A 24,006-nucleotide genomic window follows, 5' to 3' on the forward strand; every position below is an offset into this window, starting at 1 on the left:
TCAAAAGCTTAAGAATATACAATACATCGATTTATCCAAATGGATTTCGGCAAAATTCAGCTATTGTTAAAATGCTAAGGTTCCGTAATAATGAAGGAGTGCAAAATATTAAAATGAAGAATATACGGAGAAAACATGAGAAATACATACTTTATGAGCTATTTTCCGCTCCTTTCCATCATATTATTTAGTCTCTCGCTTTCAATAAAGGTTGAAAAAGTATTACTTGAATTCCTCAAGAAATCTGGAATTTATGTTGGTATGAGGGAATTTTTTTCAGATGGGGGAATTAAACTTTCATTGCTCGTTCTTCTGATGCTCTTATTTTTTATGGTATTTGCTGCTATGAAGTTAATTGCTGATACAATCAATGAGGTATCACTTTTATTCTTTTCTAAAGACTCAGAAGGGGATAGCTTAAAGCAAATTCGAAGCGGGGCAGTGATTTTCTTTACTGGCAGTGCCCTTTCTTTAGTCAGTATGAACAGTTTTTCAGGGATTGGCCTGATTTTTGTGATAACGGTTGCGGTTTACTTCTTGTATTTTGTATACAAAGTAAGCTCATCTCTATCTTATCTTGGACTTATTGGGCTTATTTTTTTTCAGGTGCTATTTTGGTCAACTTTTATATGCGGGATCATTTATTTAGCTATTAAGGTTTACAATAGTATTATCGCAAGTTTGCCAATTTGAAGAAAAGAAGAAGGGAGCTCTTTTATTGAGGGCTCCCTTTATGGTCCTGACATAATTTGCTTCCAAATAAGCTGCTGCGGCGCGGCATCTTGCAAGTATTGGATATTAACAGGGGTGTCCTTGCCGATCCAGACACCCGCTGTATATTGATCTGTTAAGCCAATAAACCAGTAATCTTTATAATCATTTGTTGTCCCCGTTTTTCCTGCTGCATATCCAGAGGACAATCTGGCTTTCCTTGCCGTACCTGACTGGACTGTTTTTCTCATCAGCGTCATTACTTTATCTGTTGTCTCTTTGCTCCATACTTGGACTTTCGGATCCTTCCAGCTATAAAGAATATCACCTTGCCTATTTGTAACCTTCACTATCGCTCTTGCGGGCTGAAACGCCCCATCATTTGCAAACACAGTATACGCAGAGGTCAATTCAAGGGGAGTCATTCCATAAGAGAATCCTCCAATGGCAGCAGCGAGATTATAGTCTTGTTTAGACACTTTACTAAAGTGAAATTTAGCCAGATCTTGAAAGCCATTTGCTATTCCAATAGAATCTAAGATTCTTACAGCCGGTGTATTATAAGAATTAATAAAAGCCTGTTCGATTGTAACAAAGCCGTACTTTCCTCCTCCATAATTTTGTGGACAGTATCCGTTTTTGCAGAAGGAATTCGCATTTATTTTTGTACTTAGTGATGCTCGTGTCCGTTCAAAATAAGGTCCGTATACAAGTAGCGGCTTAATGGCGGAGCCTGGCTGCCGAAAGGCTTGAAACCCTCTGTTAAAATCATGTTTTTTGTATTGCTTGCCCCCAATGAGAGCTACAAGCTGATGTGTTGTATGATCAATGACTGCTGCGGCACCCTCGATTTCAGGATAGGGCAAGTTTTGTGTAAAAGCCTGCTTGGCCCGTTCCTGTATAGTCATATCAAGAGCCGTTTCAATCATAACCCCGGATGCTTCCACTTCCTTTAATCGTTCATTTAGTTTAAGAGAGATGGTATCCTTTTCTTGATCAGTTTTTGCAGCTAGCAGTTTTTGCGTGTAGCCTTCCTGGGTGCTAATTAACTCTCTAAGTTCTGACTCAACATAAGTAACATAATCAGGATATAATTCAATTCGATTTCTTATATTTAATTGAATTGGCTCTTTTTTTAGCTGATCTGCCTCATCCGCTTTAATCATTTGATGTGCGGTTAATTGGTCGATAAGCCTTTCCTGTCTTGCCTTCGTCTGCTCAAAATGACCTACAGGATTATAAAGAGTGGGGTTGTTTGGAATCGCGGCTAGAAAAGCTAGCTCCGCTTTTGAAAGCTCGATCGTTTGTTTTTGAAAATAAAATTGTGACGCTGCTTCAATCCCATAGGCTCCATTTTGAAAATAAATAGCGTTTATATATTGCTTGAGGATTTCATCCTTTGTTAATTTGCGTTCAATTTCATACGCATATAGTAGCTCACTTAACTTGCGGTTATATGACTTCTCATTGTTTAAAAAAAGATTGCGAGCGAGCTGCTGCGTAATGGTGCTTCCGCCTTGTTCGATATTATTGGATTGGATATTAATAGCTAAGGCACGTCCGATTGATGCAAGGTCAAAGCCTGAATGATTGTAGAAATGCTGATCCTCGGAAATGATAAACAAGTTTTTCAAAAAAGGAGGAATCTCTTCATTTTCCAGGTTAATGCGGTTATACGGTTGATTAATTTCAGAAATAATCTTGCCATTTTTCGCTTTTATATAAGATGCTTGAGGCAAAGAAATATCCTTAATGTGGATCTTATCATCTAATACTTCGTGCAGGCTTCTTACTCCATTAACTTCAGTCCCAGTTGCCAAAATGAGCAAAAGGAAGCAGGGGATTAAGGCAGCAATCATAAAATATCCAGCTAATGTACGCAACTCCCACACATTCCTTTCTTGTCTTGCTGTTGATTTTCAAATTCTATTCTATCGCAGATTAGCCTAAATAAAAATTCCTATAAAAATGAAATTACGCAGAAAAATTAAAAAATTCCATGGTATAATATAGGAAATGATGTGCGTTTATTTTACAGAAGAAAGAAGGTGTAATTATGGAGGAAGAACATCGTTATTTATTTATTGACTTCGAGTTTACAATGCCTGAAAAGGGCGGCAGATACAAAGGATTTTATCCAGAAATTATTGAAGCCGGCATTGTTTCTGTTTCTAATGATCAAATCCGTGATCAATTTTCTTCCTTTGTCTCTCCTATTCGCTTTCCTAAATTATCTGAACGCTGTAAATCATTCCTTCATATTTCACAAGAGCAAGTCGACAATGGTATTTCCTTTCTAGAACTCGTCGATAAAATGAAAAATATGAGCGGAAATCAGTCTTGTACGATTATTACATGGGGTAATATGGATATGAGAGTCCTGCGAAATAATTGTCAGCAGGTAGGAGTTCCTTTTCCTTTTAAAGGGAAAGAAGTGGATTTATCAATGGAGTATAAACGCTTTTTCGGGGACCAGAACCAAACAGGCTTGTGGAAGGCTGTCCAGGAATATGGAAAAGAAGGCACAGGTAAACATCATCGGGCACTTGATGATGCCATGACGACCTACAATATATTTAGATTAGTAGAAAAGGATAAGAGATATTTACAAAAGCCTGAGCCGACTACGATCGGGGACCGAGTTGATTTTTCAAAACTATTAAATAAATTTGCTTAGAAAGCCAAATCGCATATGGTACGATTTGGCTTTCTTGTCATTTAAAATAATCCATTTCAAGGACTTCAGCATTTTTTAAGCTAAGCTCTGCCCAAGGGGAACCGTCTTCTTTAAGCTCCTGCATCATTTTGTCCAATGCTTCTCTTAAAGAAGCTGTATATTCAGGAATGTTACCATCAAAAAGTTTTACCATTTGTTTAGGAACATTCGTTTGTTCTCTGTAAGCTAAGGCGCGGCGCTCATGAAACATTTGTACATTAGCATCTTTCGGGTTATGTAAATCTCCTTGCATGGGGTGTTTAATAACGGCAAGCACCCTAACAAGATAATGCTGCGCCCGGATATCTGTTATTTCACCAATATATTTACCTGTCTTATAAATGGCTGTCACTTTGTTGCCAATTTGTAAATCTGCCATGAAAACATCACCTTTCCTCATATATCCTCTTCTCTTCATTATGGCTTATTAGAAGGGAAAAACAAAGTGCAAAGCGAATACAAAACTTGTAATCTAAAGAAGGAAATGTTGAATTATTAATAATAGGGAAGCCTTCCACGCGCAAAAAGGTTGGAACACTGCACCGTTGTTGATATAATAACATATTGAACCACTGCATTTTTGCAGAAAGGATAGATCGAATGCTGCAATCGTATATATTGTCTTTGTTTCTATATTTCCCTCAAGATAAATCTGAATATATTCCTGCTGCTATTAGCTTTACCATTTTCTTTATCTTATGTATCATCACATTCCGTTTCATTTTACGGATATCCAAACGTGAAGCGATCAAGGCCAAAGAACTTGAGGACAGAATCATGAGCCAGGTAAATAGTACTGAAAAGAAAATCTAGATTAAAATGACCAAACCACTTCGGGATTTGGTCATTTTTTTTGTACGATGTAAGTTGGTTCAAATGTCTTCAAAATCTCCATACTGTTAAGGAGGTGGAAAATATGACAATTGTCCGACTTGGATTTGTGGCTATGAGTATGGAACTAAAAAACGCATCTCCGTCAAAAACGATGACTTTTGCTCAGTTCCAGAAAATAAAAGATCGAGAGGCTGCTATTCGCAAACTAGAGAGGATCGCATTAGGAAATTTAGAAAACACACTTCGGCTATTAAAACATTGTGCTGCAGCCGATATTCACTTTTACCGTCTTACATCACGCTTGATCCCATTAGCTAATCACGAGGAGCTCCTTGATTGGGATTATATGAAACCACTGCAAAGTCAGCTTAAAGAAATTGGGGATTATGCCAATGAGCATGAAATCCGAATTGATTTTCATCCTGACCATTTTGTTCTAATCAATTCGCCAATGAAGGACCTATTAAAAAATTCAATTAAGACGTTAAAGCTGCATTATTTATTATTGCAGGGGATGGGTATTGATCCAATTCATCGTTGCGTGATGCATGTAGGCGGAAGTTATAAGGAAACAGAAAAGTCTCTAGAAAGATTTATAGATAATTGGATGGTTGTTCCAAAAGGCATTCAGAAAATGATTATGCTCGAAAATGATGATACTTCCTTTACACTAGACGATACTTTATATTTATGTGAGAAATTAGGCATTCCGCTTGTATTTGATTTTCATCATCATTTGGCACATCACCGTGAACCAGATTGGGAATCGTCATGGAATCGTATTATAGGAACGTGGAAAACATCCCCGCTCCCAATAAAAATGCACATTTCCAGTCCAAAAAGCGAGAAAGAGTTCCGTCATCATGCTGATTATATTGATCCTGACATGTTTTTTGAGTTCTTGCATGTTATAAAGGGAAGTGTGCCGCAAATTGATTGTATGATTGAGGCGAAGAAAAAGGATGAAGCCCTGTTTGCATTAATGAATGACATTAAACATAGAGAAGAAGTTGAAATGATTGACGGTTCTTCTTTTCGTTTAAAATGAAGCTCACCTTCTGTTCTCCTGTTTATTTTGTTTATGATCCCGCGAATTTGGCGATACTAGTGGGAGAATTTGTGTGATAGGAGTTTTAAAATATGAAAAAGGCTTGGATGTTACTCCCTTTTTTCATTTTAACAGGGTGTGCAGAAGAAAATATTAGAAATTTAGATGTAGAGGTATTTAATGCCGATGGAGATTCATTAGGGACGGTTAATTTTCAGGAACAAGCAAAGGGAGTCAAGTTATCTATCGATTTAGATGGATTGCCTCCAGGCGAGCATGCCATGCATATACATGAAAGCGGAAAGTGCGAACCGCCAGATTTCAAATCAGCAGGAAATCATTTTAATCCAGGAGAAAAAGAGCACGGTCTCCTTCATCCAAAGGGCGCCCATGCAGGTGACCTCCCTAACTTAATTGTGGGAGAGGATGGAAAGGTAAAGGCTGAAATTATGGCTCCGCAAGTCTCTCTAAAGAAAGGGAAAAACTCATTACTAACGAAAAATGGGACCTCTATTGTTATTCATGAAGGCAAGGATGATGGCATGACACAGCCAGCAGGAGATGCCGGTGATCGAATTGCATGCGGCTCAATTTCTAAAGATAAAAAGAAGAAATAAGATATAGGAAAGGACCTTCCCGGAGAAATGGAAAGGTCCTTTATGAGGTTTTGGGAAAGATAATAGGGTTTATTGGACAAAGGTAGCCTGTTTTTCTCAGAACTTGTCCGATAAAGTGCCTTATTGGACAAACAAAATGTATTTCGAGAAAAGCTGTCCGATAAAGAGTTTTATTGGACAAACAAACTGTATTTCGAGAAAAGCTGTCCAATAACGAGGTGATATTGGACAATAAACTGCTAATTTCGAAAAAGTTGTCCAATAAAAGGCACTAACCTCCAAAAAAAGCAAGCGCCCCCTTCATTACACAGTCAAAATCAGAAAAAGGGAGGTCACCCTCCCGAATTATCCAATATCATCTTCTTCAATAAAACTCCGCCAATTATTGGAAGGCAATTTTCAATCTCTCTAAACCATCAAGCACAATATCATGAGGACAAGCAATATTCATACGAACAAAGCCTTCGCCGCCAGGACCGTATTTTGTTCCGGGCTCTAAGGCGAGCTTGCCTTTATATAATAAACGTTCCTTAATTTCTTCATCGCTTAATTGGAGATTACGGCAATTGAGCCAAACCAAATAAGTACCCTCTGGCTCCATAATCTCTATGGCAGGCAAATGTTTCTCTATATAGCTTTTAACAGTATTAATATTCTCTTGTAAATAGACAAGGAGATCATCAAGCCAGTCAGCACCGTGCCGATAAGCGGCTTCCATTCCTACAGTGCCAAAGGCTGGCAAGGAATAGAATCCTTGGCGCTGCAAAACTTTATGAAACTGTTTACGAAGTTTATCGTTTGAGATAATAACAGCAGACGCTTGCAGACCAGCTAAGTTGAAGGTTTTCGTCGGTGCAATGCAAGTGATCGTAATATCCCGGAACTTTTCATTTAGTGAAGCGATTGGGATATGCTTATTTGGTTGAAAAATTAAATCATGATGAATTTCGTCTGATAGGATTAGACAATTATATTGATGGCAAAGCTCTCCCATTTTTTGCAATTCGTCCTTTGTCCAAACTCTTCCGCCAGGATTATGCGGATTACATAATAGGAATAGCTTTACCCCTTCTTTTAATTTATTTTCAATATCTGCGAAATCAATTTCGAATCGATTGTCTTTTAATAGTAATGAAGAATTGACGATTTCACGATTGTTCTTTCTAATCATTTCGAAAAAAGGAGCATAAACAGGTGATTGGAGCATGACTTTATCTCCGGGTTCAGTATAAGCTTCTATAGCTGCTGCGATAGACGGAACAACGCCTAAGTTATAGAGGATCCACTCATTTTCAATTTCCCAGCTATGGCGTTCCTTAAGCCAATCCCTGATGCTATCCGCAGTAGAGGAAGATGTGTATGTATAGCCGAAGATGCCATGATCCACTCTTTCTTGAATGGCTTCTTTCACTTCAACAGGAGGCTGGAAATCCATATCAGCTACCCACATGGGCAATACATCGCTTGTTCCAAAAACTTCTTTCGTTAACCCCCATTTTACTGATGAGGTATTTTCCCGATTAATAATTTGGCCAAAGTCAAACTTCTTCATCCTATCCCCGCCTTTTCATTCATATAGTCTTTCCTCTATAATAAAGGATGGAAGCAAAAAGTTAAATAAAGGTGATTATATGCAAATTCAACAGTTAAATATACAGCTTGTCGAAACAATCAATGAGTGGGATCCGTTTGGATTAGGGGCAGGAAATTATGAGACGGAAATTGCTGATATCGTTCAAGATGTTCATGATATACATGATCAATCACAGCTTGGAAGGAAAATTCAGGCAATCTTTGAGTTTTCATTTGAACAGCTTCTTCCTTTAGAGGATTGCAAGAGAATAGCAGCAAAACTTTTAGATATTAAAGATGCTGGGTCATGTATGATATAGAAAAGGGTGAGTTCTTATGAATCACCCTTTTTGTATAAATTCTTTTATATAATGAAAAACTTCCTCAGGTCTTTCTTCAGGAATAAGATGACCGGTTTCTCTTAATACGATTAGTTGTGAACGGTTTAAATCCTCATGCAGCTTTTTGCCGGTATGAAGCGGTACAACCCTATCCTCATCTCCCCATATTAAGAGACAAGGCACCTGGATGTCCTTTAATATCTCTGACGTTAAGTCACCCTCCCGGTCACGAATGAGCTTTGTCAACGCAAGGAAAATATCGTCTTCTAAGAAAGGTGCTAAATAACCTTCTTCCATTTCTTTATCAATCATGGATTGGTTATGTACAACTAGCTTTAAATTATTTTCCAGGCCTGATCGTTCCAGCCAACGTTTGACAAAAAGATGAAAAAACGGAAGATAGCTAGCAAGAATTAAAGAAGGCTTTGATTTCTTTAAATAGCCTGAGCTGCAGAGGAGGATGACTCCTTCAACTAAATCCGGACGTATATGAGCAATATATAAGGCAATTTGTCCCCCCATTGAATGACCAAGTAAAGTAATCTTTTGTAAGCCAAGGCTTTCAACCAGCTTCACAACGGTCATGGCCAGATTTTTAAATGAATATTTGTATTGACGAGATTTCCCGCTTTTCCCAAAAGGGGGCAAATCAATCGATATAACGTTATATTCCTTCGTTAAAAATGGAATTAGCCGTCTAAAACTAAAACTTGAGGAAAGGAATCCGTGCAGCAACACAATTGTTTCCTTAGAGGAAGAGTGCTGCTGATAGTTCTCATAATAAATATCATTTCCATTCAAGTGTATGATTCTTTGAATCAATGTATTCTCCATATTATCCCCTCAAGCAGTAAGTATATCTTATATTCTCCAAGTGATTCCAATGAAACAAACAAAAAAAGGACAACCCAAAGGATTGTCGCTTCAAAAAAGGGGGAATACTAGAAAGCCTTTAACACCATCTTTTCCAATTTGGCTTGTTTTTAAACATAAAACTTAAAAACATTTTATCCAATTATTCTTTCTCTTTCACATTAATTAATAATACCGACAAGGTGCAAAATAGAGAATATCTCCATCGATGTTAATATTTTTGAAAAATTGTTAAAGCTATGGTATAATTTTTAATTGCGAATAAAAAGGATAAAATTAAAAGAAATTAGGAGTGTTTCCATGTCTGAAAAAATCGAAGTAGGCAGTGTAGTTAAAGGTAAGGTGACAGGAGTTCAGCCATACGGTGCGTTCGTTGCACTAGATGAGAATACGCAAGGTCTTGTTCATATTTCTGAGGTTACTCATGGATTTGTTAAAGATATTAACGAACATTTAAAAGTTGGAGATGAAGTAGAAGTTAAAGTTTTATCTATTGATGAGGCATCTGGAAAAATCGGTTTATCTATTCGTGCTACACAAGAAGCACCAGTAGCTGAAGTGAAGGCAAAAAAGGCTCGTAAACCACGTCCAGCAACACCAATTCAAGTAGAAAGTGAAACGGCACAAGGATTCAATACTCTAAAGGATAAACTTCAAGAGTGGATCGATCAGTCTCAGCGTAACGATTTAATTAAAAAATAATTAGATGAAACCAGGCTAATGGTCTGGTTTTTTTATGTAGGAAATTATAAATTCGCATGCTGTGTATAACTTTGTGAATAATTTTGTTTACGTTCAGCTCCAGCGCCTACCCCCTCGAGGTCACAAGCCAATCCTCCCAGAAAGGTAAAAAGCACCTTTCCGTGAGGCTCGTCTTGTGCTTGTCGGGGGTGATCAAGGCGCTTGCGCATTTGTTTTTATTTTGGATAAATGTCCCTTACTACTCAAATAATAACCTTGTTTAATGAATGATAAGGGGGATAATTAAATGGCTGAACAAACTCTTTATGAAAAAGTTGGTGGCGAAGACGCGATTGGAAAAGTTGTAGATTATTTTTATTCTGAGCTAGTTTTAAAGGACCCAACGGTTAATCACTTTTTTGAGAAAACGGATATGGAAAAGCAGCGCCGTCATCAGACAAAGTTCATTAGCTTTGCATTAGGGGGACCGAACCAGTATACAGGAACATCAATGGCAAAAGCTCATAAAGGAATGAATCTTCAGCCTGAGCATTATGATGCCATAGCAAGACATCTTGGGGACGCTCTAGCACATTTTGGTGTTGGTAAGGAAGAGATTGACGAGGCATTAAGTAAAGTCAATACGCTAAGAGATGACATTTTATATCAATAACCGAACTCGCCGATGGGCGAGTTTTCTTTTCTTTGAGGGGTTTAGAGGCTATTTATAGAAAGTTATACGTATAGCGGTCATCCAATGGCCTGTGCGTTTGCCTTGAAAAATATTGAAATCCTTGAGCGCGAACAACTGACGGAAAATGCTGAGAAAATGGGGAGGGTGCTCCTTGAAGGTTTTCAACGTATTCAAAGTGAGAGAAAAATCGTTGGAAAAGTAAAGGGACTTGGCTTAATGGGCGGTATTGAACTCGTGAAAGATATAGAGACAATGGAGAAGTTTTCTGAACCTGTGGCACCAATGGTAGTAAATGAAGCGGCAAAACGGGGGCTTATTTGCAGATCTGTTGTATTTGATGGACAGGATACCGTTGTATTAGCACCGCCATTAATCATTACAAAAGAGGAAATCGAAAAGTTAATTAACATTCTAAATGAAGCCATCGCGGCTGTTGAGGAATTTGAGCTGAAATAATGAAAGAGACACCACTTATCTTGCTGTGGCGTCTCTCTCATTATTTAACGTACCGAATTAGGGTCTTTCTTAATTTGGTGTTTTCTAATTCTATATTGAAGGTTTTGTCTGCTCATGCAAAGAGATTTTGCGGCTTGAGTAATATTAAAGTTATGTCGCATTAGTACCTTTTCTAAATAGTTTTTTTCGGCTTCTTCCATGTATTCATCCAATGACCTGATTCCATTGTCTATTTCAATAGGCTGATCAACGGGAATGACCTGTGTGTAATCCTCATTCTTAAATTGCGGTTTATTGCGGAAATGAATAGGCAAGTGCAAATACCCAATCCGATCCTCATGAACAATAAGGTTCATGGCCCCTTCGATTACATGCTCCAGTTCGCGTACATTTCCTGGCCAGTCGTATTGTTGGAATATATTTAATACATGATTGTCAATTCCTTGCACCTTCATGCCGAATAAATGATTATATTTTTCAATAAAAAACTGGACAAGGTCTTGTATATCTTTTGTTCGATCTCGTAATGGCGGAATAAATAGTGAAACGACACTTAATCTGTAATACAAGTCTTTTCGTAATCTTCCTTCCGCAATAGCATCAATTGGATCCTCATTGATCGTGGCAATGATACGGACATCTACTTTACGGTCCTTCGTGTCTCCAATTCTCCTTACCGTTCTTTCCTGTAAAACCCTTAACAGCTTAGCCTGCAGGGCTGGATTTAGAGAGTTTATTTCATCAAGCAGCAATGTCCCGCCTTCAGCTTGTTCAAATAAACCTGGCCGTTCAATTGAGCCGGTGAACGCCCCTTTCTTTGTCCCGAATAGTAGCCCTTCTATTAAACTATCAGGCAGAGCAGCACAGTTTTGCGAAATAAAAGGCATGGAAGAGCGATTGCTTCCGTTATGAATGCTTTGTGCAAATAATTCTTTTCCAGTTCCTGTGTCTCCAATAATTAGAACGGAAGAGCTCGTTCTAGTAGCCCTTTTACTGGCATCAATGAGATCTTTAATTTGTTCGCTGCTTCCAATAATGCTATCAAAATTGTAGCGGGTGTTGCCTTTTTTATTCATATTTTCCCTTATTAGTTTTTCTAATTTTGTTACATCACGGGCGATTTCCATTGCACCAATGCGAACACCGTCTTCTGTAATCGGGAAGGTATTATTAATAGTTGTAATTTCTTGTCCTTTATTATTAAAATAAGTTTGTTTTGCGTTAATAATTTTTTCTCCGTGAGTAAGTGCTTTAATCAACGTGCTATCTTCATTCGTATGAAAGGAAAAAACGTCTAAAAGCTCTTTATCAAGTACGTCGGAGAAATCCATTCCCTCAATTTCGGCCATTTTTTTATTATAAATAATCGTCTTTCCCTCATGGTTGACGACATGAACACCAACATCTATTTCTTTAAGAATATGCTGAAAAAATTTATCAATAATTTGTAATTGAGTTAGTTCTGTTTTATTCATAATGATTACTCCCTTAAAACGTTCTATGTTAAGTGTATGAGAGGAATTACAATGGTGCAATATTTTTTTGCTCTTAAAAAGATAAAAAATGATGAAAAAGCAAAAAAGTTTTGCGGAAAAAAAGAGAAAAATGATATTTGACGCGGTATTTGTTTTTGGCACGGTTCTTGCAAGTATAATTGGAGTGCGAAAGTATTAAAAGTACAAGGAGGAAGTAACCATGGTACAACCATACAAACATGAGCCATTCACTAATTTTAAATTAGAAGAAAATAGCCAAGCGTATTTAGCTGGTTTAAAAACAGTTGAAGGCTATTTAGGACAAGACTATCCGTTAGTAATCGGCGGAGAACGTATTACGACTGAAGATAAGATTGTTTCTTACAATCCTGCTAATAAAGAAGAAGTTGTTGGACGTGTGTCTAAAGCAAGCCGTGAATTAGCTGAACAAGCAATGCAAGCTGCTGTAGAAGCGTTCAAAACTTGGAAAAAAGTAAAGCCTGAAACTCGTGCAGACGTGCTTTTCAAAGCTGCTGCGATCATTCGCCGCCGCAAGCATGAATTCTCAGCTTTATTAACAAAAGAAGCAGGAAAGCCTTGGAATGAAGCAGATGCTGATACAGCAGAAGCAATTGATTTCCTAGAATACTATGGCCGTCAAATGCTAAGAATTAAGGATGGTGTTCCTGTAAACAGCCGTCCGAATGAATATAACCGCTATGACTATATTCCATTAGGTGTAGGAATTATCATCTCACCTTGGAACTTCCCATTAGCGATTATGGCTGGAACTACAGTAGCAGCGATCGTAACAGGAAATACAGTATTATTAAAGCCAGCTTCTACAACTCCAATTGTAGCTGCTAAATTCGTAGAAGTAATGGAAGAAGCAGGTCTTCCTGCAGGCGTTCTTAACTTCGTACCAGGTAGCGGTTCTGAAGTTGGCGATTACTTAGTTGACCACAAAGATACTCGCTTTATCAGCTTCACAGGTTCGCGTGATGTAGGTCTTCGTATTTTTGAACGTTCTTCAAAAGTAAATGAAGGTCAAGTTTGGATGAAGCGTCTAATTGCTGAGATGGGCGGTAAAGATACAATCGTTGTCGATAAGGAAGCTGATCTAGAATTAGCTGCAACTTCTATTGTTGCTTCTGCATTCGGTTTCTCAGGACAAAAATGTTCTGCATGCTCTCGTGCTGTTGTTGTTGAGGATGTTTATGATCAAGTATTAAATCGTGTTGTTGAATTAACAAACGGATTAACACAAGGTGATCCAACAGATCCTAACAACTATATGGCAACTGTAATTGACCAAAGTGCTTATAATAAAATTATGAGCTATATTGAAATTGGCAAGAAAGAGGGTAAACTAATGACAGGCGGAGAAGGAGACGATTCTAAAGGCTACTTCATTAAACCGACTGTATTTGCAGATCTTTCACCAGAATCACGCATCATGAAGGAAGAAATCTTTGGACCAGTTGTTGGATTCTCAAAAGCAAAAGATTTTAATCATGCGATTGAAATTGCGAATAACACTGAGTACGGCTTAACAGGTGCTGTTATTACAAATAACCGTGAAAACCTTGAAAAAGCTCGTGAAGATTTCCATGTTGGTAACCTATACTTCAACCGCGGATGTACAGGTGCTATTGTTGGGTACCAGCCATTTGGAGGCTTCAACATGTCAGGAACAGACTCTAAAGCAGGTGGCCCAGATTATCTGCTTCTTCATATGCAAGCAAAAACAACATCTGAAATGTTTTAATTTTCATTAACCCTTTAAAGTACTGCAGTTTAACTGTACAATAAAGGGGATTATTTCGAACTAGGAGGGTAAACATTATGTCAAAAACAACTGCTCTAATTGAACAGTCAGAAAAATTTGGTGCGAAGAACTATCATCCACTGCCAATTGTAATTTCTCAAGCTGAAGGTGTATGGGTACAAGATCCGGAAGGCAATAAGTATATGGATATGCTTAGTGCTTATTCAGCAGTAAACCAAGGACACAGACATCCAAAAATTATCGAAGCATTAAAAGAACAAGCAGATCGTGTAACATTAACTTCACGTGCATTCCATAATGACCAGCTTGGTCCATGGTACGAAATGATCTGTGAGTTAACAAATAAAGAAATGGCTTTACCAATGAACACTGGTGCTGAAGCAGTGGAAACAGCATTTAAAGCTGCTCGCCGTTGGGCATACGATGTAAAAGGTGTTGCTGAAAACCAAGCTGAAGTTATTGCATGTGTAGGTAACTTCCATGGTCGTACAATGACAGCTGTTTCTCTATCATCAGATCCAGAATACCAACGCGGATTCGGACCAATGCTGCCAGGCATTAAATTAATTCCTTATGGTGATCTTGAAGCTTTAAAAGCTGCAATCACTGAAAATACTGCTGCTTTCTTAATCGAGCCAATCCAAGGCGAAGCTGGAATCATTATTCCTGAAGAAGGCTTCATGAAAGCTGCATTCGATGTATGTAAAGAAAACAATGTATTATTCATTGCTGACGAAATTCAAGCTGGTCTTGCTCGTACAGGTAAAATGTTTGCTTGTGAATGGGAAGGCATTGACCCAGATATGTATATTCTAGGTAAAGCATTAGGAGGCGGCGTATTCCCGATCTCTTGTGTAGTTTCTAGCAAAGAAGTTCTAGGCGTATTTAATCCAGGTTCACACGGTTCTACTTTTGGTGGAAACCCAATGGCTTGTGCTGTTTCTATTGCTTCAATCAACGTATTAAAAGAAGAAAAATTAGCTGAGCGTTCTTTAGAACTTGGTGAATATTTTGTTAGCAAGTTAAAAGAAATCAAAAACCCAATCATTAAAGACGTTCGCGGACGCGGTTTATTTATTGGTGTTGAATTAACAGAGCCTGCTCGTAAATACTGTGAAGCATTAAAAGAAGAAGGCTTATTATGTAAAGAAACACATGATACAGTTATTCGTTTTGCTCCACCACTTGTTATTACAAAAGAAGAATTAGATTGGGCAATCGAACGCATTAACAAAATTTTAGGCTAAGAGATTTCATCAATTAACTTAACCTGGGATTGAATAGAACAAAAAAATAATATTCTGTTGTTCGCTCCAATTAGAATACTATAGTAATTCGATTTTATTCATATCACAGTTTAGGACTTTATAAATCATATTGCCTAACGAAAAAATCCTTGTACTTAATGTGCAAGGGTTTTTTGTATTTCTGATAAAAAAGTACTGCTCATGACAATCTTCCTATATTTTTTTGCGAAAACTGTAGTTTACTGATGATATTTTTATATGAAAGTTTATTGATAATGAATTTCCAAAAGGTTAAAGTGAAGAATAAAGAAGGATTTGGATGAAAATTACAGTTCGTTGATGAATTAGAAATGCCCTTATAAACTTAATTGGGGGATCAGGCATGACATATGTTTGTTTTGATTACTCAAAAGCATTTGCATTTTTCAAGAAGCATGAGCTGAATTTTTTACAAGATGCTGTAAAAGTTGCTCATCATTCATTACATGAGCAAACCGGACAGGGGAAGGAATTTTTAGGCTGGATTGATTATCCTATACTTTATGACAAAGAGGAATTTTCTCGAATCAAAAAAGCAGCCAAAAAAATTAGTGGGAATTCAGATGTTTTTGTAGTTATTGGAATTGGCGGCTCTTATTTAGGTGCAAGGGCTGCCATTGAAATGCTTAATCATAGCTTTTATAATGCTCTTCCAAAAGAGAAGCGGGATACACCGCAGATTATTTTTGTAGGTCATAACTTGAGCTCATCTTATATAAGGGATGTTATCGACTTTCTTGAAGATAAGGACTTCAGCATTAATGTGATATCTAAATCAGGTACAACAACAGAGCCAGCGATCGCCTTCCGTATTTTTCGCAAGCTTTTGGAAGAAAAATATGGTGTAGAAGAGGCAAGAAAGAGGATTTATGCTACAACCGATAAGAAAGAAGGAGCTTTAAGAACAATTTCTAGTCAGGAAGGCTACGAAACATTTATCGTCCCGAATAATATATGTGGACGTTACTCGGTTCTAACCCCAGTCGGCTTATTGCCGATAGCTGTTAGTGGAGCGGATATAGATCGAATTATGAATGGTGCTGCGCTTGCCAGGCAAGAGCTTCAAAGCTCTGAACTGCTTGACAATCCAGCTTATCAATATGCGGCCATTCGAAATATTTTATATAGAAAAGGAAAAGCGATAGAAATACTCATTCATTATGAGCCTGCATTACAATTTTTTTCGGAATGGTGGAAGCAGTTATTTGGAGAAAGCGAAGGCAAGGATTTAAAGGGAATCTATCCTTCATCAGCTAATTTTTCAACGGATCTGCATTCTATTGGTCAATATATTCAAGATGGAAAAAGAAACCTGTTTGGAACTGTTATTAAAGTTGAAAATCCTCGTCATCAAGTTGTTATTGAGAAGTCTAAACATGATATTGACGAATTAAACTATTTAGCCGGATCAACCGTTGATTTTGTTAATACTAAGGCGTTTGAAGGGACTACACTAGTCCATACTGATGGAGGCGTCCCCAATTTAGTCCTGACGATTCCTCAACTGGATGCCTTAACATTCGGCTATCTTGTATATTTTTTTAAAAAGGCTTGTGCCATGAGCGGATATTTATTAGGAGTAAATCCATTTGATCAGCCTGGTGTCGAAGCTTACAAAATGAACATGTTTGCTCTTTTGGGAAAGTCTGGATATGAAAAGAAAAAGGCGGAACTGGAAAAACGACTTTAATTTTAGAAGGAAATAAATGAAATTTATTGAATTATCACCTATAGCCATCATAAAGGATCATTCATTAGGGAATGGCGTTCTGAGATCAAAGGATCTTTATGATCGGATTAATAGGGGTGAAATGGATGAATTGTCAAAGTTGTTTAATTGAGAAATTAAGGTTTGAAATCATAGTGGATGGGGAAGAAAACCTGCTCCTTTTGCCTAATGTGGTTGACTATTTAAACAGGAGAAATCTATCGGTTAACATAAATAGGAATCGGATTATGCTTGATGAGGCAGGAGTTAGAGATTTTCTTGACTTTTGTAACGATCATATGGATCCAGAGCGTATTTATTTTCGAATAGATCAGGAAGAGGTAAAACCTATTTCAGAGGCGACTCACATTCTTAATATGCAATGGATTGACGATGTAATTAAAAAGGAACTCATAACTTGCTATTTTCAGCCCATCGTCAATGCACAAGAAGACATTTATGCTTATGAAATTTTATCAAGATTTCATAAAGAAGATGGAACGATGCTGTACCCAAATGAAGTCTTTACAGCTGCAAAAGAGCGCGGCAGGCTATATGCATTAGACCGCTTATGTCGAATGACAGCTGTGCGTTATTCTGCACGATTAAATAAAAAGGCTTTTATTAATTTTATTCCTACCTCCATATACTCACCTGAGTTTTGCTTGAAGTCAACCGTTTCTTTAGCTAATAAGTTAGGAATCGATCCATCCTTTTTCGTATTTGAAGTTGTAGAAACGGAGAAGGTAGAGGATCTTAACCATTTAAAAGAAATATTAGCTTATTATAAGGAAAAGGGATTTCAATATGCTCTAGATGATGTGGGGGAAGGTTATAGCACAATTGAATTACTATCAGACTTGACTCCTCACTTCATGAAGCTGGATATGAAGTATGTCCAAGGAGTTGCAAAAGATGCGAAAAAACAGCAAGTTGCAAACAAGTTTTTGCAAAAAGCGTTAGAAATAGGTTCGGTGCCATTAGCTGAAGGGGTTGAAGCTCGAGAGGATTTTGAATGGCTGAATAATATCGGATACGAGCTTTTTCAAGGGTATTTATTCGGCAAACCGAGTCCTGATCCGAAATGCTAATCATAAATAAAAGAGAGGCCCTCTTATTGGAATTTCTTATTAAATTTTGGGGAAACTAAGCAAAAGATTGGAAAGGGGATATCCTCATGATTGAAATTCCTTCAGAATTAGAAGGCAAAAGCTTTGACTTATATAAGCTCGAACAAAAATTAAAACCAATCGGTTATGTGATTGGCGGAAATTGGGATTATGATAAGGGATACTTTGATTATAAAATTGATAATGAGGAAGGGTATCAATTTTTACGCCTTCCTTTTCATGCTATAGATGGGATGCTGGATGTAAGAGGATGTACAGTTGAATTAGGGAGACCGTTCCTGCTGTCCCATTTGTATGAAGCAGGCTTGGATGACCACGCACATACAGCTGTTATTTCAGGGTCATTTAATCAATTTTCTGAACCAACGGAAAAAGACGCTGAATTTCCAGAAGAATATATTCGTCATGGGAAATCTCTTGTTAAGGAGCTTGAAGCTGTGTTATTAAAAAGTTAGTTCGTAATCACAATGAGCTGATCATCTGCTTTAATGGTGAAAGGGTGTGGGGGATTTAATGTTGTATCCTCCCCTCTTTTTATGCCAAGCAGCAGGATTCCATCTTGAATTAATAGTTGGCTAAGCTCCATATAGGACATGTCTATAATAGTTTCTGGCACTTGCTTTAGTGTTAGCTTCCGGTTATCAAGCTGTCTTAGTAAGTCCAAAAAAGAAGTAACAAGCTCTTGGGAGGAAATACTATTAATCATCACGAAGCTTGTCAAAATATTTGTTTGGACAACCTCATCCGCGCCTGCTCTTTTCGCATTCGCAACCTGCTCAGAGGTTAGAATTTCAACAATACAGGGAATGTGGGGATTTAGACCTTTTACTGTAAGCAAGGTTAGGATTGAACTCATATCTGCTGCGAGCTCTCCTTTGTTTGGGTCAGCCGTAATGATTACTTTACTTGCTTCAAAAATATTAGCCTTTATTAACACAGCATCTAGATTCGACCGTCCTTGTATAAAATGAACATTTTTATCCGGCAGCGGATTTGCTTCAAGTGATTCATCGATTAAAGTAAAACTAGAATCTTTATTATTTTTGCATAACGCTTGAAGAATTTCACGAGATCGCTCATTCCAGCCTATGATAATTAAATGATTTTTTCCTTTAAAAGCAAGCCTTCCTTCTATTAAATCATTCTGCTTCGTCACAGCAACTGTTGCCAGCGTGACAAAATAGGACGCTAAAAAACCAGCCCCAATCATAATTAAGGCGATACCTGCAATTCTTCCCATAACGGTTTTCGGTGCAAAGTCTCCATAACCGACAGTTGCAGCGGTCACAACTGCCCACCAAATTCCTTCAAAAATCGTTGTAAATTGTTCTGGCTCCAATAAATGTACAATCATTCCAAACGAAAATATGAGTAAGAGTGAAATGATCAATACTCTAAAAATTAACGGTAACCGAGCAAAGCTAGTAAATAAGTTATACTGCAAGAATGACACCCCTAGAAAATAATCTGTATTCAGTATGGACAGATTAGCAGGATTTCATAAATGCAGAACGAATATGGATAAAAATTTGTAAAAAAAAAGCTAGATAGCCTAGCTTTTGTTAAAAAATTTATGAAAAATGTATAAGATGAAGATAAATCAAGCGGTCGAGCTTTTGGCTATATTTTATCGTTTCCACACTGTTCATTCCTGTTTCATGTGCAATACGGATCATTTCATCTCTCATTTTATTAATACGTTTCAGTATTAATTGTTCTAGTGAATACTTGTTCATCTTCATCTTCCCCTATTAAAGTTTTCAAGTATATCTTCATTATAGGAGATATTTCATAATCCGAAATGGATTCGACAAAGGTTCTAAGAAAAAGACATTTTTCTCTGTATATATCGATGTTACACAATGAAAACATAGGAAATTATTCCTGTTTTAAAAGAAGCACTGTTCTTATTTAAGAAAGCAGTGCCAAGGGAAAATCTCATAGAAAAAATATTATTTAGATAAATACTTGTTTAGGAATTCGATTACTTGCTGGAGAGCGTCCTGGACAATCGGGCTCTGGATGTCCTTTTCAAAAACATGCTCTCCATTTGGAATGGTAATTAGTTTTGCTTCAACGCCTTTTTTTACAAGAGCATCGCGCATAAATTCAGATTGCTCATAAGGGACATCGACATCTTTTGTTCCATGTAAAAATAAGGTAGGAGGGAATTCGTTCGTAAGATTGTTAATCGGCGAAAACTGTTTGATCTTTTCTGTATTCGTAGCAGGATTCACTCCGGTAATGTGCTCTATCCATTCGCCTGTTTGTCTAGCATATAAATATAATAGAAATCGTTCATGTACAGAGGCTTCGGTTCGAATTTGATTCGATACAAGCCTTTGGGCGAGCTCTTTTGGCACGATATTTTTTGTGAGATAGAAGCTGTTTGGAGCTGTTGCCCAATGATCAGCAATATCACCATATCCATAGAATGATACAATTGCTTTCGGTTTGTGGACAAAGGTTCCAGTAGAAAGTGCCAGAAAACCGCCTGCTGAACTCCCAACTACTGCAATTTGATCCGGGTTAATATCAAACTGTTTAGGCCCTTCTGATTGAATCCAGTTCAGTGCATCCTTGATATCTCCAATAATATCCGCAAGCTTTGATTCTGGTGCAAGTCTATAGTCAATGGAGAAGATGGCAAAGCCGTTCTCAGTGTATAGCTTTATCATATCTTCAGTAAGCTCTTTTCTAGTCCCCCATAGGAGACCTCCACCATGTATGTAAACGACAACAGGTGCATAGTTTTGGCTAGTTTCATGGAAATCCGCTTTTAGTGCAAAGCCATTTCCTTCTTTATATATCACTGTATTCATTGTTTCACGTCCATTCTAGTAATTAAATGAAATATGCATCTATATAGGTTTTTAACGTTATAAAGTATATCAAAAAGGCAAGCTATGGTCATAGTTGAAATATTAAACATTTAAAAATAATGAAAAAAAAACTAAGGCATGTTCAAAATGACAATTGCCTTAGTTCTTCTTCTGTTTTTAAGCTTTTGCTGCATATTTAATAACAGCTTCTTCTAGAACATCAATTCCAAGCAGGATATCATCTAGATCTGTGTATTCATCAGGGTGATGGCTAAGTCCATCTACCGATGGTACAAAGATCAGTCCAACTGGACCTAATCGGGTCATATTCATAGCATCATGACCGGCACCGCTCTGCATAATCTCATATGGCAAATTTTTGTTTTCGCAAATGTTTCTAATTCCCTCAACTAGTTCGGGTGAAAGAATGACTGGATCCTCCATGCTGATTACATTGCAATCAATTTCAAGCTCCCTCTTATCCTTAATAGAATCAATTACATTATATACATGATTTAACACACGTTCCCTTGACTCAGTGGATGTTGAGCGGATATCAATTTTCAGTTCTACCTCACCTGGAACTACATTCATGGCACCAGAAGGGACATCTAGAACACCTACAGTTCCAACTGTTCCATAGGCTTGTTCCAGCATGGCTGCCTTTTCTACTTCCAAAGCTATTTCAGAGGCGCCAAGCAAAGCATCTTTTCTCATATTCATTGGTGTTGTCCCTGAATGCGAAGCTTTGCCAAAAATTCGCAGAAGGAGTCTTATCGGAGCGGCAATCCCCGTTACAACACCAATCTTTTTATTATTATTGATTAGAACAGGACCTTGTTCCACATGCAGTTCCAAATAGGCTTTAAATTCTTCACCAGCTCTGCTTGCTTCATCAATACTATTAAAATCTAGAGCACATAGAGCTAATGCTTTTTCCATCGTAATGCCGTCCCGGTCTTTCAAATTCCGATATTTTTCCTTATCGATAAGCCCAGCCATTGCCTTACTTCCAACTGTTGATACACCAAAGCGCGACGATTCCTCACAGGCAAAGGAAACAACTTCAATTGGGTGATCAGTTACAATTCCCTTATCATTCAAACGCTTAATGACCTCGAGTCCGGCTGTTACACCAACGATCCCATCATACCGTCCGCCCTGGTAGACAGTATCTAAATGAGAGCCAATGACGACAGGGGGAAGTCCCTTAATTTTTCCTTCTCTTCTAGCAATTAAGTTTCCGCAAGGATCAAGACGAATATCTAGATTCTCATCTTTACAAAGGCGCATGAAGGCATGGGTACCGGCTTGTTCCTCATTTGTGTAGGCAACCCTTGTTATGCCAATTTCCCCTGAATTGTATTGATTCATTTTATTTAAAAGGATTTCATACCGTTCTCTTAAGTCCATTATGTATCTCCTATATAAAAAAGTAATTTAAGTACTAGAGTAAATATTGAATAATATATAGATTATATCTATTATTTACTGATTCTAAAAGATAAAACGCAACTCAAGGCTGCGTTTTCGTGTGATTTTTACAGTATTTATCTCTAGTCATTGACAAAGCTTCATTTTTTTATGATGCTTTCATATTAATATATAGCGTCATCGCTTACTCCTAATAATAGAGCCGAGCCTCTTCTGTGCCGCCAAACGTCACCAACACGGTGTTGATTATCTATAATCATAAAGTTTAGTTTTGATTTCTTTAGATAGTAGCCAATAGATAAGCCAGCTTGACCGGCACCAATAATTATTACATCATAAATCATGCTAAACGCCCTCTTTATCAATATATGAGTATATACTCATATATAATATATAAACTGTTGGAAAAATTGTCAATTAGTTCATGGTGATAATTTAATTTTTTGATAAGATAACAGTGTACATAATAATTATTGAGCAATGTAAAAGAAGGTAGTTGGAGGTTCCGGATGGTTTCTATTTTGATCGCAAGTATCATTTTCATAGCTACATTAACTTTAGTGATTTGGCAGCCGAAAGGATTAGGGATTGGCTGGACTGCAAGCGGGGGAGCTCTGTTGGCGCTCATTGCCGGGGTCGTAGATTTTAAGGATTTCATAGATGTTACATCAATTGTGTGGAATGCAACATTAACATTAATTGCTATTATCATCATTTCACTTATTTTAGATGAAATTGGTTTTTTTGAGTGGTCTGCTTTACATATGGCAAGAGCATCAAATGGAAATGGTGTAAATATGTTCGTGTATGTCATGATTTTAGGTGCGTTTGTTTCTGCATTTTTCACAAATGATGGGACCGCACTGATATTAACACCTATAGTACTAGCGATGGTTAGAAACTTGAATTTCAACGAGAAAATGGTTTTTCCTTTTATAATGGCAAGCGGTTTTATAGCAGACACAACCTCATTGCCTCTAGTTGTTAGTAATCTAGTGAATATTCTTTCTGCTGACTTTTTTAACATTGGGTTTAATGAGTTTGCTTCAAGAATGATCATTCCAAACCTATTTTCCCTTGGTGCAAGTATTTTCGTTTTATATTTATTTTTTCGAAAAAGCATCCCGAAAAACTTCGCTGTATCAAATTTAAAAAAGCCGGTAGAAGCAATACGGGACCGGAAGCTTTTTCTGATGTCTTGGTATGTGCTGGCTATTCTTCTTACTGGCTATTTCGCCAGTGAATTTATCAGGATACCTGTTTCTTTCATTGCCGGTATTACCGCAATAGTCTTTCTATTAATGGCAAGAAAAAGTAAAGCTGTTAATATAAAAACGGTTATTAAAGGCGCTCCGTGGGCGATTGTGTTTTTCTCCATTGGCATGTATGTGGTCGTATATGGTTTAAGAAATGTTGGATTAACGAATGTTCTAGCTGATGTCATCCAATTCGCTGCGGATAAGGGATTGTTTGTGGCAACGATCAGTATGGGATTTATTGCAGCGCTACTATCATCAGCTATGAATAACTTGCCCACTGTTATGATTGATGCACTAGCCATCGCAGAAACGAATACAACTGATGTAGTTAAAGAAGCACTTATTTACGCCAATGTTATAGGATCAGACTTAGGCCCGAAAATTACACCGATCGGCTCACTGGCAACTCTATTATGGCTCCATGTGCTCTCCTTAAAAGGTGTAAAAATATCATGGGGAACCTATTTTAAAACTGGGATCGTTTTAACGATTCCAACATTATTGATCACACTTATCGGATTATATGTGTGGTTAAAATTTATTAATCATTAGTGTGATTG

At 37.4% G+C, this 24,006-nt stretch carries 26 protein-coding genes; 16 read left to right on the forward strand and 10 right to left on the reverse strand.

Going from position 1 to position 24,006, the window contains the following annotated elements; genetic code table 11:
- Positions 1-135: 135 nt before the first annotated feature.
- Positions 136-693, forward strand: a complete 558-nt coding sequence (locus tag H0173_RS20630) for a DUF5366 family protein (RefSeq protein ID WP_221848668.1) — start codon at positions 136-138, stop codon at positions 691-693.
- Between the two features lie 38 nt (positions 694-731).
- On the opposite strand, the gene H0173_RS20635 is transcribed toward H0173_RS20630, so the two are convergent.
- The gene (locus H0173_RS20635; RefSeq protein WP_396021284.1) at positions 732-2,603 is read right to left on the reverse strand and encodes a transglycosylase domain-containing protein; all 1,872 of its coding nucleotides are present in this window, start codon (positions 2,601-2,603) and stop codon (positions 732-734) included.
- A 164-nt stretch (positions 2,604-2,767) separates the two neighbouring features.
- On the opposite strand from H0173_RS20635, the gene kapD reads away from it, so the two are divergent.
- Positions 2,768-3,388, forward strand: a complete 621-nt coding sequence (gene kapD, locus H0173_RS20640) for a 3'-5' exonuclease KapD (protein ID WP_221848670.1) — start codon at positions 2,768-2,770, stop codon at positions 3,386-3,388.
- A gap of 37 nt (positions 3,389-3,425) precedes the next feature.
- On the opposite strand, the gene kapB is transcribed toward kapD, so the two are convergent.
- Positions 3,426-3,806, reverse strand: coding sequence for a kinase-associated lipoprotein KapB (kapB, locus tag H0173_RS20645; RefSeq protein WP_221848671.1), 381 nt, complete (start codon positions 3,804-3,806; stop codon positions 3,426-3,428).
- A gap of 221 nt (positions 3,807-4,027) precedes the next feature.
- Between kapB and H0173_RS22465 the strand changes: the two genes are divergently transcribed.
- The 3 genes from H0173_RS22465 to H0173_RS20655 all read left to right on the forward strand — a co-directional run bounded on the left by H0173_RS22465 (position 4,028) and on the right by H0173_RS20655 (position 5,926).
- Positions 4,028-4,240, forward strand: a complete 213-nt coding sequence (locus H0173_RS22465; protein WP_260631292.1) for a hypothetical protein — start codon at positions 4,028-4,030, stop codon at positions 4,238-4,240.
- Between the two features lie 103 nt (positions 4,241-4,343).
- Positions 4,344-5,309 (forward strand): UV DNA damage repair endonuclease UvsE, encoded by a 966-nt coding sequence (uvsE, locus tag H0173_RS20650; RefSeq protein ID WP_221848672.1) that lies wholly within the window; start codon positions 4,344-4,346, stop codon positions 5,307-5,309.
- A 92-nt stretch (positions 5,310-5,401) separates the two neighbouring features.
- Positions 5,402-5,926, forward strand: a complete 525-nt coding sequence (locus H0173_RS20655) for a superoxide dismutase family protein (RefSeq protein WP_221848673.1) — start codon at positions 5,402-5,404, stop codon at positions 5,924-5,926.
- Between the two features lie 382 nt (positions 5,927-6,308).
- On the opposite strand, the gene H0173_RS20660 is transcribed toward H0173_RS20655, so the two are convergent.
- Positions 6,309-7,478 (reverse strand): MalY/PatB family protein, encoded by a 1,170-nt coding sequence (locus H0173_RS20660; RefSeq protein ID WP_221848674.1) that lies wholly within the window; start codon positions 7,476-7,478, stop codon positions 6,309-6,311.
- A gap of 79 nt (positions 7,479-7,557) precedes the next feature.
- On the opposite strand from H0173_RS20660, the gene H0173_RS20665 reads away from it, so the two are divergent.
- On the forward strand, positions 7,558-7,818 hold the full coding sequence (locus H0173_RS20665) for a DUF1871 family protein (RefSeq protein ID WP_221848675.1): 261 nt from the start codon (positions 7,558-7,560) through the stop codon (positions 7,816-7,818).
- Positions 7,819-7,839: 21 nt separating this feature from the next.
- Here the strand turns inward: H0173_RS20665 and H0173_RS20670 are convergent, their stop codons facing one another.
- Positions 7,840-8,673, reverse strand: a complete 834-nt coding sequence (locus H0173_RS20670) for an alpha/beta fold hydrolase (RefSeq protein WP_221848676.1) — start codon at positions 8,671-8,673, stop codon at positions 7,840-7,842.
- A gap of 339 nt (positions 8,674-9,012) precedes the next feature.
- Here H0173_RS20670 and yugI point away from each other — a divergent pair, with 339 nt between their 5' ends.
- From yugI to H0173_RS20685, 3 genes are all read left to right on the forward strand, one after another.
- A complete protein-coding gene (gene yugI / locus H0173_RS20675) occupies positions 9,013-9,414 on the forward strand; it encodes a S1 domain-containing post-transcriptional regulator GSP13 (RefSeq protein ID WP_221848677.1) in 402 nt (133 codons plus the stop codon).
- 286 nt (positions 9,415-9,700) lie between these two features.
- Positions 9,701-10,066 carry a group I truncated hemoglobin gene (locus H0173_RS20680; RefSeq protein ID WP_221848678.1) on the forward strand — a complete coding sequence of 122 codons (366 nt, stop codon included), beginning with the start codon at positions 9,701-9,703 and terminating at the stop codon, positions 10,064-10,066.
- A 54-nt stretch (positions 10,067-10,120) separates the two neighbouring features.
- The gene (locus H0173_RS20685) at positions 10,121-10,543 is read left to right on the forward strand and encodes an aminotransferase class III-fold pyridoxal phosphate-dependent enzyme (protein ID WP_313770680.1); all 423 of its coding nucleotides are present in this window, start codon (positions 10,121-10,123) and stop codon (positions 10,541-10,543) included.
- A gap of 44 nt (positions 10,544-10,587) precedes the next feature.
- On the opposite strand, the gene H0173_RS20690 is transcribed toward H0173_RS20685, so the two are convergent.
- On the reverse strand, positions 10,588-12,018 hold the full coding sequence (locus tag H0173_RS20690) for a sigma-54 interaction domain-containing protein (RefSeq protein ID WP_221848680.1): 1,431 nt from the start codon (positions 12,016-12,018) through the stop codon (positions 10,588-10,590).
- A gap of 220 nt (positions 12,019-12,238) precedes the next feature.
- Here H0173_RS20690 and pruA point away from each other — a divergent pair, with 220 nt between their 5' ends.
- The 6 genes from pruA (at position 12,239) to H0173_RS20715 (ending at position 18,386) form a co-directional block, all read left to right on the forward strand.
- Positions 12,239-13,786 (forward strand): L-glutamate gamma-semialdehyde dehydrogenase, encoded by a 1,548-nt coding sequence (gene pruA / locus H0173_RS20695; RefSeq protein ID WP_221848681.1) that lies wholly within the window; start codon positions 12,239-12,241, stop codon positions 13,784-13,786.
- Positions 13,787-13,863: 77 nt separating this feature from the next.
- Complete coding sequence (locus H0173_RS20700; RefSeq protein WP_221848682.1) at positions 13,864-15,054, forward strand: ornithine--oxo-acid transaminase; 1,191 nt, start codon at positions 13,864-13,866, stop codon at positions 15,052-15,054.
- A gap of 382 nt (positions 15,055-15,436) precedes the next feature.
- Complete coding sequence (locus H0173_RS20705; RefSeq protein WP_221848683.1) at positions 15,437-16,783, forward strand: glucose-6-phosphate isomerase; 1,347 nt, start codon at positions 15,437-15,439, stop codon at positions 16,781-16,783.
- Between the two features lie 16 nt (positions 16,784-16,799).
- Entirely contained in the window at positions 16,800-16,934 is a 135-nt protein-coding gene (locus H0173_RS22470) for a hypothetical protein (protein WP_260631293.1), read from the forward strand.
- Positions 16,909-17,892, forward strand: coding sequence for an EAL domain-containing protein (locus H0173_RS20710; protein WP_221848684.1), 984 nt, complete (start codon positions 16,909-16,911; stop codon positions 17,890-17,892). Before H0173_RS22470 ends, H0173_RS20710 begins: the two co-directional genes overlap by 26 nt.
- 86 nt (positions 17,893-17,978) lie before the next feature.
- On the forward strand, positions 17,979-18,386 hold the full coding sequence (locus H0173_RS20715; RefSeq protein ID WP_221848685.1) for a YugN-like family protein: 408 nt from the start codon (positions 17,979-17,981) through the stop codon (positions 18,384-18,386).
- Here the strand turns inward: H0173_RS20715 and H0173_RS20720 are convergent.
- The 5 genes from H0173_RS20720 to H0173_RS20740 all read right to left on the reverse strand — a co-directional run bounded on the left by H0173_RS20720 (position 18,383) and on the right by H0173_RS20740 (position 22,531).
- The gene (locus tag H0173_RS20720) at positions 18,383-19,375 is read right to left on the reverse strand and encodes a potassium channel family protein (RefSeq protein ID WP_221848686.1); all 993 of its coding nucleotides are present in this window, start codon (positions 19,373-19,375) and stop codon (positions 18,383-18,385) included. The genes H0173_RS20715 and H0173_RS20720 overlap by 4 nt on opposite strands.
- 127 nt (positions 19,376-19,502) lie before the next feature.
- Positions 19,503-19,667 carry an aspartyl-phosphate phosphatase Spo0E family protein gene (locus tag H0173_RS20725; RefSeq protein ID WP_221848687.1) on the reverse strand — a complete coding sequence of 55 codons (165 nt, stop codon included), beginning with the start codon at positions 19,665-19,667 and terminating at the stop codon, positions 19,503-19,505.
- Positions 19,668-19,883: 216 nt separating this feature from the next.
- Positions 19,884-20,753 (reverse strand): alpha/beta hydrolase, encoded by an 870-nt coding sequence (locus H0173_RS20730; RefSeq protein WP_221848688.1) that lies wholly within the window; start codon positions 20,751-20,753, stop codon positions 19,884-19,886.
- A gap of 177 nt (positions 20,754-20,930) precedes the next feature.
- Positions 20,931-22,166: a M20 family metallo-hydrolase gene (locus tag H0173_RS20735; protein WP_221848689.1), complete on the reverse strand. Its 1,236-nt coding sequence runs from the start codon at positions 22,164-22,166 to the stop codon at positions 20,931-20,933.
- A gap of 185 nt (positions 22,167-22,351) precedes the next feature.
- Positions 22,352-22,531 carry an NAD(P)-binding protein gene (locus H0173_RS20740; protein WP_221848690.1) on the reverse strand — a complete coding sequence of 60 codons (180 nt, stop codon included), beginning with the start codon at positions 22,529-22,531 and terminating at the stop codon, positions 22,352-22,354.
- Positions 22,532-22,696: 165 nt separating this feature from the next.
- Here H0173_RS20740 and H0173_RS20745 point away from each other — a divergent pair, with 165 nt between their 5' ends.
- Positions 22,697-23,998 carry an arsenic transporter gene (locus H0173_RS20745; protein WP_260631294.1) on the forward strand — a complete coding sequence of 434 codons (1,302 nt, stop codon included), beginning with the start codon at positions 22,697-22,699 and terminating at the stop codon, positions 23,996-23,998.
- Positions 23,999-24,006 lie beyond the last annotated feature (8 nt).

Source organism: Bacillus sp. S/N-304-OC-R1, from assembly GCF_019749375.1.
In the GTDB taxonomy this organism is placed as follows: Bacteria; Bacillota; Bacilli; order Bacillales; family Cytobacillaceae; genus Cytobacillus.

What these genes read in the sequence shown, in the direction of transcription:
- H0173_RS20630 (WP_221848668.1), top strand. Translation starts at nt 136, where the DNA reads ATGAGAAATACATACTTTATGAGCTATTTTCCGCTCCTTTCCATCATA.
- kapD (WP_221848670.1), top strand. Translation starts at nt 2,768, where the DNA reads ATGGAGGAAGAACATCGTTATTTATTTATTGACTTCGAGTTTACAATG.
- kapB (WP_221848671.1), bottom strand. Translation starts at nt 3,806, where the DNA reads ATGGCAGATTTACAAATTGGCAACAAAGTGACAGCCATTTATAAGACA.
- H0173_RS22465 (WP_260631292.1), top strand. Translation starts at nt 4,028, where the DNA reads ATGCTGCAATCGTATATATTGTCTTTGTTTCTATATTTCCCTCAAGAT.
- uvsE (WP_221848672.1), top strand. Translation starts at nt 4,344, where the DNA reads ATGACAATTGTCCGACTTGGATTTGTGGCTATGAGTATGGAACTAAAA.
- H0173_RS20655 (WP_221848673.1), top strand. Translation starts at nt 5,402, where the DNA reads ATGAAAAAGGCTTGGATGTTACTCCCTTTTTTCATTTTAACAGGGTGT.
- H0173_RS20660 (WP_221848674.1), bottom strand. Translation starts at nt 7,478, where the DNA reads ATGAAGAAGTTTGACTTTGGCCAAATTATTAATCGGGAAAATACCTCA.
- H0173_RS20665 (WP_221848675.1), top strand. Translation starts at nt 7,558, where the DNA reads ATGCAAATTCAACAGTTAAATATACAGCTTGTCGAAACAATCAATGAG.
- H0173_RS20670 (WP_221848676.1), bottom strand. Translation starts at nt 8,673, where the DNA reads ATGGAGAATACATTGATTCAAAGAATCATACACTTGAATGGAAATGAT.
- yugI (WP_221848677.1), top strand. Translation starts at nt 9,013, where the DNA reads ATGTCTGAAAAAATCGAAGTAGGCAGTGTAGTTAAAGGTAAGGTGACA.
- H0173_RS20680 (WP_221848678.1), top strand. Translation starts at nt 9,701, where the DNA reads ATGGCTGAACAAACTCTTTATGAAAAAGTTGGTGGCGAAGACGCGATT.
- H0173_RS20690 (WP_221848680.1), bottom strand. Translation starts at nt 12,018, where the DNA reads ATGAATAAAACAGAACTAACTCAATTACAAATTATTGATAAATTTTTT.
- pruA (WP_221848681.1), top strand. Translation starts at nt 12,239, where the DNA reads ATGGTACAACCATACAAACATGAGCCATTCACTAATTTTAAATTAGAA.
- H0173_RS20700 (WP_221848682.1), top strand. Translation starts at nt 13,864, where the DNA reads ATGTCAAAAACAACTGCTCTAATTGAACAGTCAGAAAAATTTGGTGCG.
- H0173_RS20705 (WP_221848683.1), top strand. Translation starts at nt 15,437, where the DNA reads ATGACATATGTTTGTTTTGATTACTCAAAAGCATTTGCATTTTTCAAG.
- H0173_RS22470 (WP_260631293.1), top strand. Translation starts at nt 16,800, where the DNA reads ATGAAATTTATTGAATTATCACCTATAGCCATCATAAAGGATCATTCA.
- H0173_RS20710 (WP_221848684.1), top strand. Translation starts at nt 16,909, where the DNA reads ATGAATTGTCAAAGTTGTTTAATTGAGAAATTAAGGTTTGAAATCATA.
- H0173_RS20715 (WP_221848685.1), top strand. Translation starts at nt 17,979, where the DNA reads ATGATTGAAATTCCTTCAGAATTAGAAGGCAAAAGCTTTGACTTATAT.
- H0173_RS20725 (WP_221848687.1), bottom strand. Translation starts at nt 19,667, where the DNA reads ATGAACAAGTATTCACTAGAACAATTAATACTGAAACGTATTAATAAA.
- H0173_RS20730 (WP_221848688.1), bottom strand. Translation starts at nt 20,753, where the DNA reads ATGAATACAGTGATATATAAAGAAGGAAATGGCTTTGCACTAAAAGCG.
- H0173_RS20735 (WP_221848689.1), bottom strand. Translation starts at nt 22,166, where the DNA reads ATGGACTTAAGAGAACGGTATGAAATCCTTTTAAATAAAATGAATCAA.
- H0173_RS20740 (WP_221848690.1), bottom strand. Translation starts at nt 22,531, where the DNA reads ATGATTTATGATGTAATAATTATTGGTGCCGGTCAAGCTGGCTTATCT.
- H0173_RS20745 (WP_260631294.1), top strand. Translation starts at nt 22,697, where the DNA reads ATGGTTTCTATTTTGATCGCAAGTATCATTTTCATAGCTACATTAACT.